Source organism: Flavobacterium xinjiangense (assembly GCF_900142885.1).
Lineage (GTDB): Bacteria > Bacteroidota > Bacteroidia > Flavobacteriales > Flavobacteriaceae > Flavobacterium > Flavobacterium xinjiangense.
The window spans coordinates 32,295-49,415 of sequence record NZ_FRCL01000003.1 but is presented as its reverse complement, the minus strand read 5'-3'; the positions used below and the strand labels follow the sequence as shown (position 1 = coordinate 49,415).

13 protein-coding genes and 1 other RNA gene are annotated in these 17,121 nt (G+C 32.4%); 8 read left to right on the top strand and 6 right to left on the bottom strand.

Annotation, left to right across the window (positions count from 1 at the left end; translation table 11 throughout):
- Nucleotides 1-43 precede the first annotated feature (43 nt).
- The gene (locus tag BUC23_RS04180) at nt 44-1,330 is read left to right on the top strand and encodes a dicarboxylate/amino acid:cation symporter (protein WP_073205921.1); all 1,287 of its coding nucleotides are present in this window, start codon (nt 44-46) and stop codon (nt 1,328-1,330) included.
- A 234-nt stretch (nt 1,331-1,564) separates the two neighbouring features.
- Nucleotides 1,565-3,775 (top strand): response regulator, encoded by a 2,211-nt coding sequence (locus tag BUC23_RS04175; protein WP_073205917.1) that lies wholly within the window; start codon nt 1,565-1,567, stop codon nt 3,773-3,775.
- Between the two features lie 187 nt (nt 3,776-3,962).
- On the opposite strand, the gene BUC23_RS04170 is transcribed toward BUC23_RS04175, so the two are convergent.
- Nucleotides 3,963-5,216, bottom strand: a complete 1,254-nt coding sequence (locus BUC23_RS04170; RefSeq protein WP_073205913.1) for a DEAD/DEAH box helicase — start codon at nt 5,214-5,216, stop codon at nt 3,963-3,965.
- 112 nt (nt 5,217-5,328) lie between these two features.
- Nucleotides 5,329-6,366, bottom strand: coding sequence for a formimidoylglutamase (locus tag BUC23_RS04165; protein ID WP_073205910.1), 1,038 nt, complete (start codon nt 6,364-6,366; stop codon nt 5,329-5,331).
- A gap of 100 nt (nt 6,367-6,466) precedes the next feature.
- Here BUC23_RS04165 and BUC23_RS04160 point away from each other — a divergent pair, with 100 nt between their 5' ends.
- Entirely contained in the window at nt 6,467-7,351 is an 885-nt protein-coding gene (locus tag BUC23_RS04160) for a hypothetical protein (RefSeq protein WP_073205907.1), read from the top strand.
- A 49-nt stretch (nt 7,352-7,400) separates the two neighbouring features.
- Here BUC23_RS04160 and hutI read toward each other — a convergent pair whose 3' ends face one another.
- On the bottom strand, nt 7,401-8,639 hold the full coding sequence (hutI, locus tag BUC23_RS04155; protein ID WP_073205903.1) for an imidazolonepropionase: 1,239 nt from the start codon (nt 8,637-8,639) through the stop codon (nt 7,401-7,403).
- 11 nt (nt 8,640-8,650) lie between these two features.
- Complete coding sequence (locus BUC23_RS04150; RefSeq protein ID WP_073205900.1) at nt 8,651-9,700, bottom strand: glutaminyl-peptide cyclotransferase; 1,050 nt, start codon at nt 9,698-9,700, stop codon at nt 8,651-8,653.
- An 88-nt stretch (nt 9,701-9,788) separates the two neighbouring features.
- Here BUC23_RS04150 and ffs point away from each other — a divergent pair.
- The 4 genes from ffs (at nt 9,789) to fsa (ending at nt 11,864) form a co-directional block, all read left to right on the top strand.
- Nucleotides 9,789-9,886, top strand: an RNA gene (gene ffs / locus BUC23_RS04145) — signal recognition particle sRNA small type.
- 164 nt (nt 9,887-10,050) lie between these two features.
- On the top strand, nt 10,051-10,854 hold the full coding sequence (locus BUC23_RS04140; RefSeq protein WP_073205896.1) for an SDR family oxidoreductase: 804 nt from the start codon (nt 10,051-10,053) through the stop codon (nt 10,852-10,854).
- 4 nt (nt 10,855-10,858) lie between these two features.
- Complete coding sequence (locus BUC23_RS04135; protein ID WP_073205892.1) at nt 10,859-11,074, top strand: hypothetical protein; 216 nt, start codon at nt 10,859-10,861, stop codon at nt 11,072-11,074.
- Nucleotides 11,075-11,207: 133 nt separating this feature from the next.
- On the top strand, nt 11,208-11,864 hold the full coding sequence (fsa, locus tag BUC23_RS04130; protein ID WP_035672771.1) for a fructose-6-phosphate aldolase: 657 nt from the start codon (nt 11,208-11,210) through the stop codon (nt 11,862-11,864).
- A gap of 119 nt (nt 11,865-11,983) precedes the next feature.
- On the opposite strand, the gene BUC23_RS04125 is transcribed toward fsa, so the two are convergent.
- Both BUC23_RS04125 and BUC23_RS04120 read right to left on the bottom strand, forming a co-directional pair.
- Complete coding sequence (locus tag BUC23_RS04125; RefSeq protein ID WP_073205889.1) at nt 11,984-13,645, bottom strand: MFS transporter; 1,662 nt, start codon at nt 13,643-13,645, stop codon at nt 11,984-11,986.
- 192 nt (nt 13,646-13,837) lie between these two features.
- A complete protein-coding gene (locus tag BUC23_RS04120; protein WP_073205886.1) occupies nt 13,838-14,539 on the bottom strand; it encodes a LytR/AlgR family response regulator transcription factor in 702 nt (233 codons plus the stop codon).
- 631 nt (nt 14,540-15,170) lie between these two features.
- Between BUC23_RS04120 and nagB the strand changes: the two genes are divergently transcribed.
- Entirely contained in the window at nt 15,171-17,108 is a 1,938-nt protein-coding gene (gene nagB / locus BUC23_RS04115; RefSeq protein WP_073205882.1) for a glucosamine-6-phosphate deaminase, read from the top strand.
- Nucleotides 17,109-17,121: the final 13 nt, after the last annotated feature.

Genomic DNA, 17,121 nt, shown 5'->3' with positions numbered 1-17,121 from the left:
GCTAAATCCTGAACCATAACCTTGAAATCAATTTGTTACATTAATGAATACAACTACAACTAAGAAACCATCATTTTTTAAAGGCTTAACAGGTCAAATTCTAATAGCAATGCTTTTCGGGGCTGTTCTAGGAATTATTATTCATAATTCAACTGATGCCGACACAGCCCAATCCTTTAGTGGCAAAATAAAGATGTTGGCGACCGTTTTTATTCGATTGGTTCAAATGATTATATCTCCATTAGTTTTTACGACATTGGTTGTTGGAATAGCAAAATTAGGGGATATTAAAGCGGTAGGAAGAATTGGAGGTAAAGCATTAGGATGGTTCTTTACAGCTTCATTCATTTCTTTGTTATTGGGAATGTTTTTTGTGAATATATTAAAACCAGGAGTTGGACTTAATTTATCGAATGTTGATTTAGCCTCAGCTTCCGAAGTTACCGCTAAAACACAAAGTTTGACCTTCGAAAATTTTATTGAACATATTGTACCTAAAAGTATTTTTGAAGCAATGGCAACCAATGAAATTTTACAGATTGTAATTTTTTCTATTTTCTTTGGTTTGGCTGCAGCTGCATTAGGAGATTATGTAAAGCCAGTTATAAATGGTTTGGATAAAACCTCGCACATTGTTTTAAAAATGGTAAACTATGTAATGAAGTTTGCTCCAATAGGTGTTTTTGGTGCTATTGCGGGCGTATTTGCAGTACGAGATTTTCAGGAATTAGCAATTACTTATTTTAAATTCTTTGGATCTTTCTTAATTGGAATATCGTCTTTATGGGTTGTTTTAATACTTGTAGGGTATATTTTCCTTAAAAGCAGAATGAGTTTATTGCTTAAGCGTATTGTAAGTCCTTTAATCATAGCCTTTGGTACAACTAGTAGCGAAGCTGTTTTTCCAAAGCTTACAGAAGAATTGGAACGTTTTGGGGTTAAAGATCGTATCGTTTCTTTTATGTTGCCTCTGGGTTATTCTTTCAATTTAGATGGTAGTATGATGTATATGACATTTGCCAGTATTTTTATTGCACAAGCCTACGGAATTGATTTAGATTTAGGGACACAAATGACCATGTTGCTAGTATTAATGCTTACCAGTAAGGGTATTGCCGGTGTACCAAGAGCTAGTTTAGTTGTTGTTGCCGCTACTTGTGGTATGTTTAAAATTCCAATAGAAGGAATTGCACTTATTTTACCAATAGATCATTTTTGTGATATGTTTCGTAGTGCAACTAATGTTTTAGGAAATGCATTAGCCACTTCAGTTGTAGGCCAATGGGAAGCGGGAGATGAAATTGAAACGGTACCAACTGATACAATTTGAAAATAAAATAATAGTCTCATATAACCCATTTGTTTTTCAAATGGGTTTTTTTTGCTCATAATTTTTTAATTATGTCTTTACATACCTTAAAAAAACCGAGTGAAGTAGTAAAAGGCTTAATTTAATATTGTGCTAATTTTAGGCGTATTATAAGATATACTTAGGAATATATTTACAAATAAAATTGTCTTTTTATTAATATATTGTACATTTGAGTTAAATAAAAAATTATCTATGCAGCAAATGAGATTTTTATTACTTCTTACAATACTTAGCTTGTTTAGCGTAAATTGTTATTCATTAACTAAACCACCCTCCAATAAAGAAATTGCTATATTAACCAAACAAGCAGCTATTTATTATTATAATTCTAATTTTGAAAAATCATTAGTGACTGCGAGACTTGCCTTGCGCCATGCAATTAAAGCCAAGGATGATAACCTTATCGCAAAGTGTTACAAAACCATCGGTGCAAATTTCGAGGAATTATCAGAATTTGACAAAGCTCTTTTTTTTTACAAAAAAGCGATTTCTTACGTTAACAACACCAATAATGATACTATTAAATATATTATTAATAATAATTTAGGAAATATATATTGTTTTGAAAAAAAGCAATATAAAAAAGGAATTACTTACTACAAAACATCCTTAGAGAATTGTTATAAGATAGCGGATACAAGCAAAATAGTTTTAACTAAACTCAATATAGCATGGGCTTTTTTTGATCTTGGTTTTTACGATGATGGTTTCCCGTATTTGAAGTTCGTTAATGCCTACCATAAAAAATTTGGAGATCAAACTACTATTGTAGCCCTAAATATGCTTAATGGCATGTATTATGGATTTAAAGACGATGATAAAAGGGCCACCGATTCTTTTTTAAAAGGAATTAAACTAGGAAATGAAGGAAATGAAAAATTAGATTTGTCTTATACTCATCAAGAATATTCTAAGTATTTATTCAAAAACGGGAACTATAAAAAAGCGTACGAAAACTTAGTCCTTTACGATAAATTAACGATTGATCTTTTTAATAAAAAGATGAATGAGAAGGCGAAAATGGCCGGAATTAATCTTGAGCTGGATGAGTATAAAAGAGAGATAGAAAAAATTGAAATTGAAAAAGAATTGCAATCTCAAAGTCTAAGGAAATCCAAAATTATTGTTCTTTTATTTATTATTGTTTTAAGTGTTTTATTATTACTCATTTATACACTGTTTAAAAATAATAATTTTAAGAAAAAAATAAACACTGAGCTTTCATTTACTAATGACAAATTAATTCTTGCAAAAAATAAAGCAGAAGAAGCATCATTATTAAAATCACAATTTGTCTCAACAATAACTCATGAACTGAGAACGCCTTTGTATGGTGTTATTGGAATTACTAATATGCTTTTAGATGAGCATAAAGAATTAGCTGATAGTCCACATTTAAAATCTTTAAAATTTTCAGCGAGGTACTTATTGTCGTTGGTTAATGACGTCCTCCAAATTAATAAAATAGAGGAGAATAGAGTTGTACTTGAAAATTTAACATTCAATATTTCGGATGAATTAAATATGATTAAAAACTCCCTTTTGTTTTTAGCAAAAAATAATAACAATACAATTGTTTTGAAGATTGGGTCAACAATTCCTGAGAATTTAATTGGTGATAAATTAAGACTCTCCCAAATTCTTATAAATATTGTAAGCAATGCTTTGAAATTCACCACTAATGGAGAAGTATTAATTGCGGTGAATTTATTAAAAATAACAAATAAATTTCATTTTATTGAATTCAAGATCAAGGATAATGGAGTAGGTATAGCCATGGAGGATCAAGATAAGATATTTGAAAAATTTGTGCAGGTCGGAAGAAAAGAAGACGATTATCAAGGAACTGGTTTAGGTTTGTCTATAGTCAAACGTCTCCTTAAATTGTTTGGAAGCGATATTTCTTTAGAAAGTAGCGTTGGTGTTGGAACCGAGTTTGCCTTCACGATAGCCTTTGAATCGGATACTAATAAAAGCAACGAAATAATAAATAACATTCAAGTTGATTTATCGTTAAACAAATTGTTGAAGGTTTTAGTTGTAGAAGACAATAGAATTAACCAAATTGTAACTGAAAAAATACTCAAAAAAAACAACTACACCTGTAGCATTGTAGATGACGGATTTCAGGCTTTAAAACTACTGGAAGAAGAAGAATTTGATATTATATTTATGGATATTAATATGCCATTAATGAACGGGTTTGAGACCTCAAAAAGAATTCGGGATATTGGTATAAAAACACCAATTGTTGCACTAACTGCTTTTGATAAAGAAGAAATAACGGAGGAAGCTCTTTCAGCAGGAATAAATGACATTATAGTAAAACCTTTTGATTCAAATACATTGTTTAAATGTATTGATAATCTTAGTTCTAAAAACTTAAGAAAGGTGGAATTATAGATTTTATTTCCAATTAATTATTTCAGGGAAATTTTTAATTTCCTTTAAAATATAAAAATCGTTAAATCAAAATGGAAAATTTAATAGTTCCAATGATTTAACGATTTTTAATTGTTTGAATAAAATAAATACTCTATTTCTTATTTTATGGCATTTCGTAAAGGTCTAAATTTAAACTAAGAATAGATTAATACCAGCGTTTTTTATTCTGTTTTGAAACATCAGATTTTCTTGACTTGTGAGCTCCTCCACTGCGATTAGAGTTGTTTTGCTTTGCTCCAGGAGCTGTCTCAGGACTTCCTGAATGCCATGGATAAGGATGATCACTTACTATTTTTACATCGGTCTTTGTCAGTCTTTGAATGTCTTTCCAATAAGTATGCTCGTCTTTACTGCAAAAAGAAATTGCTACTCCACCATTTCCAGCACGACCTGTTCTACCAATTCTATGGACGTAAGTTTCAGGAATATTTGGTAAATCAAAATTGATGACAAAAGGTAATTGATCAATATCAATTCCTCTGGCGGCAATATCAGTTGCAACTAAAACACCAATTTCTTTATTTTTGAAAGCATCTAAAACACATTGTCTTGCGTTTTGAGATTTGTCACCATGAATGGCTTCAGCAGCAATGTTATTTTTTCGAAGCGCTTTGACAACATTATCTGCCCCATGTTTGGTTCTTGAAAAAACCAATACATCAGATAGATTTTCATTTTTGATTAAATGATATAATAAATTTCTTTTTTCTGTTTTTTCTACAAAATAAACTCTTTGCTCGACATTTTCAGCTGTAGAAGAAACAGGAGAAACGGTAACAGTTACAGGATCTTTAAGAAACATTTCGGCTAATTCTCTGATGGCAATTGGCATTGTTGCAGAAAAAAAGAGTGTTTGTCTATTATTAGGTGTCAATTTTACAATTTTTTTGACATCATTTACAAATCCCATATCAAGCATTTGATCTGCCTCATCAAGAACCAAAGTATGTAAATGATCTAAATCTATAAAACCTTGTTTTACTAAATCTAGTAAACGTCCCGGAGTGGCAATCAAAACATCAATACCTTTTTTAAGCATTTCTACTTGAGGTACTTGGGAAACTCCTCCAAAAATGGTAAGTTGGACTAAGTTTGTATATTTTCCGTATTGGTCAAAGTTTTGGCCAATTTGTACAGCTAGTTCTCTTGTAGGCGTAATAATTAAGGCACGAATTGGGCTTGCTTTTTTAGATGAGCCTACTATTCTATGCAACTGGTGAATTATAGGTATTGCAAAAGCGGCAGTTTTTCCAGTACCGGTTTGTGCGCAACCAATCATATCTCTGCCTGATAAAATGATTGGAATTGCTTGTTCTTGTATTGGTGTTGCTTCTAAATAGCCTTGTTCAAATACGGCCCTTTGTATACTTTTTGAAAGTGAAAAATCTTCGAATAACATATTTTTAATATTAAATATCTTGTATTAGGTACATAGATAGTGCTGCAAAGATAGTGTTATTTATGGATTAGGTAAATGGGTTATGCGTTTAAGCAATTTATAGTATAAACAGTTATGAGATTTGTTGGTTCGATTTGATAAAATCAGTAACGAGATAACCAATAAGTTTTCCAATTAAATGATTGTTTTTATCTTCTCCCAGATCCGGTGCACCTTCACAAATATGTAAATAAGTAGCATTTTTATATTTTGCAAAAAAGGAAATGAATTGTCGCAGTTGTTCAACAGAGAAACCGCTCATCGTCATTGCGCTGCAAGCTATGTTGGGAATAGCATCCAAGTCAATTTCGATACCATAGAAGTCATCATTTATGAATTCTAAAGCTTGTTCCATTTCTTGATTAAACTCTTTTTCTCTTCTAATGTTGATGCTGTCATACGTATTGTAGCGCACCCGATCTTCAATTTTTTTAATTATATCAAGAACGCTTTTTGAGGTGTAGTTTTCGTGTAAACCAAAAATAAAATATTTTTTAAGAAAACCTTCTTCGTAAGCGTAGGAAAAGCCATTACCACTGTGACGTCCTTCTAAAATTCTAAAATCGGAATGGGCATCAAAGTTTATTGCATTTACAGATTTACCTTTGGCAAGAGCCGACCCTTTAATATTTCCGTAAGAATTATTGTGTCCACCACCAATGATTATTGGGGTTTTTCCTAATTTTACGATATTAAAAATTATATGAGATACATCTTTATCTATTTGCTCTACCAGTTGACTTAGTTTAGCTCGATCGTCAATGTCATTAAAATCTAAATTTTCAACTTCCTGCATTTCTTTGCTAACCTCTAATTGGCCTAAAACAATTAGTTGATTGCCTTTGCAAAACCGATTATGCTGAATATTAGCAATACTTTTTATTGCACTTTCCCACGCAGATGCTGCTCCTGGTCGCCCAAAATTAGCGCGTATGCCAATATCTTCCGGGATTCCAAATAGTACATATTTAGCGTCAGACGTTTTAAGAAAATCTAATGCATCGCTATCTTTTGGTATTGTTATCATTTTCTCACCAAATTTTATTTCACCACTTCTGTGGTTGGTAACTTTAGCAAGGTCATTGATTGTAAAAGGGGTAATCTTTTCCATTTTAAGAAAATGTTTTTTCCAAAAATACTATAATTGTGTTAACTTACGTTATATGGTAGTTATATATTGTTAAATTTGTAAAAAATAAATTAAATAGAATATGGAAAATCAAAAAAGCAGTTCAAGTCTAAAAGCGGTTATTGCAGTTTTAGCAGTTTTATTAGTGGGAAGTTTAGTATATATTTTTAAAATGACTTCTGATACTGATGTTGTTAAGACAGAATTAAAAACAACATTAACTGAAAAAGAGTCCGTCATGAAAGATTTGCAGGAATTAAAATCTACTTATGATGCTGCAATTTCAGAAAACACTTCAATGTCTGATGAGTTAACTCAAGAGAGAGATAAAGTGGTAAACTTGATGAATGATCTTAGTAAATCAAAAGGAGATGTGGCTTCATTAGCAAAATACAAAACGCAATCAGTTGCTTTACAATCAAAAATGAAAGTTTTGATGGCTGAAAATGAAGGGTTGAAAAAACAAAATACAACCTTAACAACACAACGTGATAGCGCAGTAGTTGTAATAGGAGAAGCTAAAAAATCTAATGAAGCGTTAGCTGGACAAAATGAAGAATTATCTAAAGTAGTTGAAAAAGCAGCAAAATTAACTGTTTTGAATACAAGAGGTTCAGCTTATAAACTAAAAAGTTCTGGAAAAGAAGTTGCTACAGACAAAGCAAGTAGAGCGGATGTTCTTAAAATAAGTTTTACTATTGCTGAAAATCAAGTAGCACAATCAGGGACTAAATCTTATTATGTTCAAGTTATTGACAGTAAAAACAATGTTTTAGGAGATAAAAAAACAGAAACTTTTGGTGATAACACTTTGACTTATAGTTTTATGTCTAATGTTAATTATGAAAACAAAACAGTTGATGTAACAGAGAATTTACGAGGTAAAGACTTTCCAAAAGGAACTTATTTTGTAAATATTTTTGATAAAGATCAATTAGTTTCTAAAACAAGTTTTTCTTTAAAATAATATTTTAAAGGATTCGCATAAAAAAAGAGGAACTTCGGTTCCTCTTTTTTTATACGATTATTTCTCCTTCTAGAATTACAGTATCAATTAGATTACTGCCAAAAGCATAAGGTAATTGATAATAGGAGGGAATAGGTTTTGTAATAATCAGATTGGCTTTTTTACCAATGGTTATGCTTCCGTGCGTTTCAGAAATTCCCATTGCATAAGCTCCGTTAAGTGTCGCCGCATTTATAGCTTCCTCTGGTGTCATCTTCATTTTTATGCAGGCGGTTGCGACAACAAAATTCATATTTCCTGATGGAGTAGAACCCGGATTGTAATCTGTTGCGAGTGCTAATGGAAGGCCCGCGGCAATCATTTCACGTGCTGGAGTATAAGGAATACTCAAGAAATAGGAACACGAAGGCAAAGCAACAGGCATGGTCTCTGTATTTTTTAATGCCTCAATATCTTCGGGTTTCATAATTTCCAGATGATCTACAGAAAGTGCATTGTATTTTACTCCAGCTTGAATTCCTCCGATAGAGTTGAATTGATTGACATGGATTTTTGGTTTTAAGCCAAAACGAATTCCCGCTTTCATGATTTGTTCTGTTTCTTCAACTGTAAAATAACCGGTTTCACAGAAGGCATCGATATAATCAGCCAGTTTGTTTTTCGCTATTTCAGGAAGCATTTCGTTGATGATTAAATCAATATAACCTTTGTGGTTCTCTTTGTATACTAGAGGGAATGCATGAGCACCCAGAAAAGTCGCTTTTATGGTTATTGGATAATTTTGTGCTAAACGTTGAATAACACGAAGCATTTTTAGTTCTCCATCAACTGTTAATCCATAACCTGATTTGATTTCGACAGCTCCAGTACCCAAACTAATCACTTCTTCCAGACGATTTTTTGATTGGTCGAAAATTTCCTCTTCAGTAGCTTCGTTCAATTTCGCAGCAGAATTTAAGATCCCACCGCCACGATTGGCTATTTCCTCGTATGTCAAGCCATTTATTCGATCTACAAATTCCTGCTCCCGATTACCCGCATAAACAATATGAGTATGACTGTCGCACCAGGAAGGTAAAACTATTTTTCCGTCGGCGTCAATACACTTTTCTGGATTTATGTTTGGTAAATCGTCCATTGAACCAAAATCAGAAATATGCCCATTTTGAATGATCAAATAGGCGTTTTTTATTGTTGGCAGAATTGCCATTTCAGCGCCGGATACTTTCAAAATAGAGGAATCTCGAACCTGAAGTAATTCTTTGATATTGATGATTAAGGTTGTCATTTTTTATAAAATTATTCTGAAACTGTTATTTCAAAAATTTTGTCCCAGTTTTTACCGGTTACAAAAATGGTTTTGGTTTTTGGATTGTAAGCGATACCATTTAAAACTTCAGCAGTTTTATTTTTTACAAATTTTCTCAGACCTGACATGTCTAAAATTCCTTCTACCGCACCATTGTTAGGATTTACGATTGCAATCGCATCTTTTTGCCAAACATTGGTATAAATTTTTCCATTAATCCATTCTAATTCGTTTATGCTTGGAATTTTTGATTCTCCAGAATATACATTAACGTAATCAATCATTTTTTGAGTGCTTGGATCCATTTTCCAAATTTTCTCTGTTTTGTCTGTTTGATAAATGTATTTCCCGTCATTTGTCATTCCCCAACCTTCAATATCTTTATCATAAGTAAAGGTTTTTTCCAGTTTTAATGTGTTGGCATCATAGATAAAACCTGTTTTTTCTTGCCAAGTCAATTGGAATAATTTTCCGTTTACAAAAGTAATTCCCTCTCCAAAATATTTATTTTCGAGATCTACCTGTTTGTAAACTTTACCCGTTTTATAATCGTATTTTCTAAAATGAGAAGCACCATTTTGTCCTGTACTTTCATATAAAGTGTCTTTATAAAATTCTAATCCTTCAGTAAAAGAGGTTGTGTCGTGCGGAAATGTATTTACTATTTTGTATTTCAATAATTTTGGTTGCACATTCGAAACCAATTCTACTCTAGCTGTAGCTTCTGAGTTCTCACCTCCAAAATAAACTAATGCTTTTAGGCTTTGGTAGCCTAATTTTTGGTCTTTTAATTCAAAAGTCAATTTGTCAAGCCCTTTTTTTGAAGCTATTTTTTTATCGTTTACATAGTAGATAATACTGTCTATAGTCTCCTTGTTTGGGTTTAAAACACCTATCTGAAGTGACTCTTGAGGCTGATATTTTGCCTTAAAATTAGTATTATCGATAGTAAATATAGAATTTTCTCCTTTTTTTGTATCGCTGCAACTTGCTAGCGTAATTCCTAATAAAATGATAGATAGGAAGTTATAATTTTTCATAGTTTAAAATTTTAATAAGACAATATACAACGTTATTTTATAGGTGCAAAGGTATTGCAAAAATATAAAAAGTATTGTATATTTGCACCGGCAAGTCCTACACGATCTGCTCCTGCAGACTCCCCCAGGATGGGAACATAGCAAGGGTAAGCGGTTGAGCGATGCGATGTAGGTCGCTTGCCATTTTTTTTTATCTTCCACTTCGGGAGATTTTTTTTTGAATTATTTCGTACAAAAGTAGTCTTCCTTCGGGAGGATTTTTTTATTTTTGGACCACTCCATAAAAGAGAAGAGTCTTAATAAAATTCTTTTTTAAAGGATATGTAACTTTTAACCTCAAACAAAAAACAATGAGTAAAGTAGTTCTAATTACAGGCGGTTCATCGGGAATAGGGAAATCTATAGGTGAATTTTTGCATCATAAAGGTTTTGTTGTTTATGGTACCAGCAGAAATCCGGAAAGGGTTTTGAATTCGGTTTTTCCTTTGGTAGCTTTAGATGTTCGGGATACGGATTCGATTCATGCGGCTGTAGCCAAAGTAATTGCGATTTCTGGAAGACTGGATGTTGTAATAAATAATGCTGGTGTTGGAATTACCGGACCATTGGAAGAAATCCCAATGCATGAAATCAAAAATAATTTTGAGACCAATTTCTTTGGACCAATAGAAGTTATGAAAGCGGTTTTGCCACAAATGCGTTCGCAGAAATCGGGTTTAATCATTAATGTAACATCTATTGCAGGATATATGGGTTTGCCTTACAGAAGTATTTATTCGGCTTCAAAAGGAGCTCTTTCAATAATCACAGAAGCTTTACGAATGGAAGTGAAGTCTTTTGGAGTCCATATTACGAATGTTGCTCCGGGAGATTTTGCGACTAATATTGCTTCGGGACGTTTTCATGCTCCTTTAATTAAAGGTTCTGCTTATGAAATTCCGTATGGGAATACCCTTAAAACAATGGATGAACATGTGGATAGCGGCAGCAATCCAAATGAAATGGCCGAAGCGATTTATAAGATTATTAAAACTCCAGTACCACAAGTTCATTATAAAGTAGGAGCTTTTATGCAAAAGTTCTCTATTGTTCTGAAAAGAGTTTTACCAGATAAAGTGTATGAAAAAATGCTGATGAACCATTATAAATTATAAAATTATGGGAAAATTCACTGAAATTATTTCGGGTATAATAACAGTTTTAATTGTTATTTCTTTTTGGTATCTTATTCGTAGAATTGTTAAAGCTTACAGTAATAGAATTAACGATGCTGAAGATTATAAGCAAAATTTAACAACTATTTTAGAAGAAATTCGAGATGAATTGAAAATTTCTAATAATTCAAAAAACAAAAATACTAATGAACCGTTATAAGTTGTAATTTTGCACCGAATTTGCGTGAAGGATTGTAGCGGCATCCCTCGCTTTTTAGCTAGGATATAGCGAAAAGCCTGACCCTTGCGGTCACGCCCAAATAAAAAAACACACAATTAAATATATAAATACTATGAAATTTTTTATTGACACGGCTAATTTAGCTCAAATTAAGGAAGCACAAGCATTAGGCGTTTTGGATGGAGTTACTACAAATCCATCATTGATGGCAAAAGAAGGAATTACTGGAAAAAACAGTATTTTGAAGCATTATGTAGATATTTGTAACCTAGTTGATGGTGATGTAAGTGCTGAAGTGAATGCTTTGGATTACGACGGAATGATTAAAGAAGGTGAAGAATTAGCTGATTTGCACGATCAAATCGTTGTAAAATTGCCTATGACTAAAGAAGGAGTTATGGCTGCTAAATATTTCTCGGATAAAGGAATAAAAACGAATGTAACTTTAGTATTCTCTGCAGGACAGGCTTTATTGGCTGCTAAAGCGGGCGCTACTTATGTTTCTCCGTTTATTGGTCGTTTAGATGATGTATCTACTGATGGTTTGGCTTTGATTGAAGAAATCAGATTGATTTACGACAACTACGGTTACGAAACTCAAATTCTTGCTGCATCTGTTCGTCATACAATGCACATTGTAAACTGTGCTAAAATTGGTGCTGATGTTATGACTGGACCACTTTCTGCAATTTACGGTTTATTAAAGCATCCTTTAACTGATATTGGATTAGCGCAGTTTGTTGCTGATTTCGAAAAAGGAAACAAATAAAAGAAATTTTCAGTGAGCGGTTTTTAGTCTCAATGAATTGAATAAAAAAATCCCTTCAACCTAGGTTGATGGGATTTTTTAGTTGGTTTGGTTTTTTGGTTTGTTATTCTATTTGAAAATTAGTGTCCTCCACCAACTTCTATTTCGTGTCCAATTCCTTGTTTTTCTAGTATTGCAATCACTTTCCAACCATAGAATGCTATAAAAGCAAAACATAAAACAGGAATGAAATAAGAATCGTGAATCCCAATAATGTCGGATATTTTTCCTTGTAAGGGTGGGATAATTCCACCTCCTAAAATCATCATTACTAAAAAGGCAGAACCTTGAGAAGTGTATTTTCCTAAACCAGCGATTGCCAATGAGAAAATAGATGGCCACATGATACTTAAAAATAAACCACCACTCATAAAAGCATAAATTGCTGTTGTTCCCGTAGTGAATAAACCAATTAGCATTGCTGTCATTCCCATTAAACCAAAAATCATTAATGTTCTTGATGGATGATCTTTTCCTAAAAAGAAACCTGCGATTTGGAACAAAATTACGAATGCATAACCGTATAATGGTGTAACATCTTGGCCAGAGATTGCATTAGCAGCTAATACTACTCCAAAAGCTACGTAAGGAATTACGATAAGTAAAATTTTCTTTAATTGAGAAGATGGATTAAACACTGAAATTGCTCCTGCCCAACGACCAATCATTAAACTTCCCCAGTACATTGACATATATGGTGCTAATGCAGGACCTGCAATTTTACCAAAAGTATCCGTTTCTAATAATGATCCAAGATTACTACCAATGGTTACTTCGACACCTACATAAGTAAAGAGCGCTAACATTCCCAAAACTAATTGTGGGTATTTCATTGCTCCCCATCCTTCAGGATTTTTTTGTGCTGTGGTATTAGCGAATAATAACCCTATAACCACAACTAATAATGTTGCAACTGTCAATCCTAAACCTAAATAATCCTTTTCTTTATTGTCAATAAAACGAGTGATGAACTCTTGATCTTCATATCGAGAGAATATATAAGCAAATATTGCTACTAAAATTACCGTAATTGCTATAAGCGTTTTCATTGCCTTGCTTGCAGGTTCAAAAGTAGAATCACTTTTACCGGATGGTAATTTTTTTGAAAAATAGAATAAGGCGGCGGCCAATAAGAATAAACCTCCAACAAATACATAAAGTATTCTCATGGAATCTAATGAGTCTTCTTTTTGAGCAAATTCTTCAATGCTGACACCGGAAATAACTCCAAATAAGGCAAAAGAAACAACTATTGGTCCTATTGTGGTTCCAAGTGAATTGATTCCACCAGCTAAGTTTAAACGGTTTGATGCTGTATGAGCTTCTCCTAAGGAAGCTGCAAAGGGTTGTGCGGAAGTTTGTTGTAAAGAAAAACCTAAAGCTACTATGAATAAAGCACCAAGAATGAATAAATAACTTCCTTGAGATACGGCCAAAATCATTAATAAAGCTCCAAAAGTACTTACTAATAATCCGTTGATAATTCCTTTTTTAAAACCCCAAGCATTTAGAATATCATTTTTTGCTAAGCTACTAAAAATGAAAAGCAGTAACGCTCCTATATAATAAGCCCCGTAAAAAGCAAAATCGATAAGCTGGCTTTGGAACTGGTCTAAACCAAATTTAGCTTTACAAAAAGGGATGAAAACACCATTTGATGCTCCAATAAATCCCCAAAAGAAGAATACTGTAATTAAGGTATAAAGAGCCGAATTATTCGACTTCGTCTGTTCTGAATTCATAATTTTTTTTGGTTTTTTAGTTTAATTTTTTGTTTTTTTTTGCAGTAAGATGGTAAATATATTTGTTAAGTAAATTAAAAAAAAATTATTTAGAATAAATATTCTTAAAATTATAGAATAATCACGTTTTATTAAAAAATGATGCTTTTTTTTTATTTTTTTACGCTTTCAAGTAAAATATTGAAATGACTTCTATTCTAAAATTTTACTTTTTACATCTTTGCTGTAATTTCGTCCTATGGGCAAAGTGTAAGAAATTATTTGAATTCGGTTTCCTTCTATAGATTTTATTTTGTCTATTGCAATGATAAACGATTTATGAATTCTTACAAATCGATCCACTGGTAATTCGTCTGATAAGGAAGTTAATGATTTGTGTGTAATATAAGTTTTATCGCTCGTCACGACCTTAATGTATTCTTTCATTCCTTCAATAAAAAGAATTTCTTCGATTGTTATTTTTATCATTTTCTTATCTACTTTGATAAAAATATGAGGTTCAATCCGATGCGCTTCAATTTTTGTGTTATTCTTTAAATTGATTTCTGTTGAAATCCTATTGATGCATTTAATAAATCTGGGTAAAGGGATTGGCTTTAGTAAATAATCCAATACATCTAATTCATAGCTTTCGGCAGCAAATTCTCTAAAGGCTGTGGTGATTACAATTTTAGTTTTATACTCTATCAATCGGATCAATTCAAAACCAGTCATCATAGGCATATTGATATCGAGAAATACGGCATCTACGCTATTGTTATTGATAAACTCCAGTGCTTCCAGTGCATTGCTAAAAGTGCCAATAATCTCAAAATCCGCAAAATTGGTGAAATAATTCTGCAGGATTTTTATAGCTGATGGTTCATCATCTACTAAAACACATTTAATCTTCATAAGGAATAGGTATTTGTAAAGAGATGATATAATAATTTAACTTTACTTTATGTTCGAAAGTGTATTGGTTTTTGAAAATTAATTTCAACCGCTTCTTAGTGTTTATTGTACCAATACCTTTTTGTTTTTGTATGTGGTGAAAGTACAAAATTATTCAGAATTTCAAAACTCATGGTACTTCCGTTAGTGACTTAACAATTAATCTTTATTTTTAATCTGCCATTATTTATGCCATCATGTTCACAAACATTTTCTAAAAGAGATTTAAAAAGTATCTATGGAATGTTCCAAGAGAATTTAATAGAAAAAAATATTAAATGTTTTTAGTGATCTTGATAGTGCAATTTAATCAATCTTATAGCAAAAAAACACTTATTTACGAAAATCAATAATTTGAAATCAGTAAAAATCAACGCTTTCATTTGTCGTTTTTTAAAACGCGTTGTTGATAAAAAAATGTCGTTGGTTGAATATTAGGTGCTGTTGGTATAAATTATTTTTTCTAAAATCACGTTAAAGCTATATTTACATGAAAAGACTAAAATAATGTCCAACCTAAATGCATTCCGGAGCGTTTACACCATTTAAAAAAATGCATATCTTTATAAATTAGAATTAAAACAGAATAAAAATGAAAAGTGCTTTAGAAATTAAACCAGACATCAGCTATAAAAGCGCAGGTAAATTTGAAGAAACTAGATTTGAAAAAATTCACAATGAAATTTTCAAAAACTCGACAGTAGCTTCTGTAATTGTAGCGCAGGAAATTGCTGAATTGATTAAATCAAAAGAAAAGCAAAATAAATCTTGTGTTCTTGGTTTGGCTACTGGCTCTTCACCAATTAAAGTGTATGAAGAACTAGTTAGAATGCACAAAGAAGAGGGACTTAGTTTTAGTAATGTAATCACTTTTAATCTGGATGAATATTATCCAATGACTAAAGAGAACAATCAGAGCTATCATTATTTTATGCATCAGCATCTTTTTAATCATATTGATATTAAGCCTGAAAACATACATATTCCAGACGGAACTGTAGCCATTGAAGAGCTGAATCAATATTGTATTGATTATGAAATGAATATTAAAAATGCTGGCGGACTTGATTTTCAATTATTAGGTATTGGTCGTACAGGTCATGTTGGGTTCAATGAACCAGGATCTCATATCAACTCAGGTACTCGAATAATTACTCTGGATCACATTACAAGAGTCGATGCTTCATCTGATTTTAATGGGATTGACAATGTTCCTAAAAGAGCAATTACCATGGGTGTATCTACTATTCTTAGATCTAAACGAATTGTGTTAATGGCCTGGGGCCAAAACAAAGCAGATATTATTAAAAGAACTATTCAGGGTGAAATTAGCTCTGAAGTTCCTGCGACATTTTTGCAAAATCACGCTAATGCTACGTTCGTTTTAGACCAAGCAGCAGCTTCAGAATTAACCCGTTTCAAAACACCGTGGTTAGTTGGAGAATGTATTTGGACTCAAGAGTTAAAAAGCAAAGCAATTGTTTGGCTGTGTCAAAGTACCAATCAATCCATTTTGAAATTGACCGACAGAGATTACAATAACAATGGAATGTCTGATCTTTTAGCATTAGAAGGTTCAGCTTACGACTTGAATATAAACATGTTCAATGTGTTGCAGCACACCATAACCGGATGGCCAGGAGGTAAACCTAATACTGACGATTCACATAGGCCGGAAAGAGCAAATCCTGCTAAGAAAAGAGTAATCCTTTTTAGTCCGCATCCTGATGATGATGTGATTTCTATGGGAGGAACTTTTTCTAAATTAATAAAACAAGGGCACGATGTTCATGTGGTTTATCAAACCTCTGGAAACATTGCAGTAACAGACGATGAAGCTTTGAAATTTGCTGAGGTTTGTAATGATTTCATTGGAGATGCTAAAACTAAAATGAATTTTCAAGCGGTTATAGATTTTTTAAATAATAAATCAGAAAATGAAGTCGATACAGTTGAGGCTAGAAAATTGAAAGGATTGATTAGACGCAGAGAGTCTTATGCAGCAACAAGATATATTGGATTAAAGGAAGAGAATATTCATTTTCTGGATATGCCGTTTTATGAAACAGGTCATATAAAGAAAAATCCATTAGGTCCTGAAGATATTGCAATAGTTCAAGCTATTATCGCAAAAATTAAACCCCATCAGGTTTTTGCCGCAGGAGATTTAGCAGATCCACATGGTACACATGAAGTTTGTCTTAATGCTATATTTGCGGCAATGAAACAATTGAAGCCAGAGAAATACATGAATGATTGTTGGTTGTGGTTGTACCGAGGGGCTTGGCATGAATGGGATATTCATGAAATTGACATGGCCGTACCTTTGAGTCCAGATGAAGTGCTACTAAAAAGGCATGCTATTTTATATCACCAATCTCAAAAAGACAGAGTGATGTTTCAGGGAAATGACTCCAGAGAATTCTGGGTAAGAGCAGAAGATCGCAATAAGCATACGGCTAAATTGTATGATGACTTAGGTTTAGCGGAATACGAAGCGATTGAAGCTTTTAAGCGTTTTGATTATTAAAAAGAACAATAAA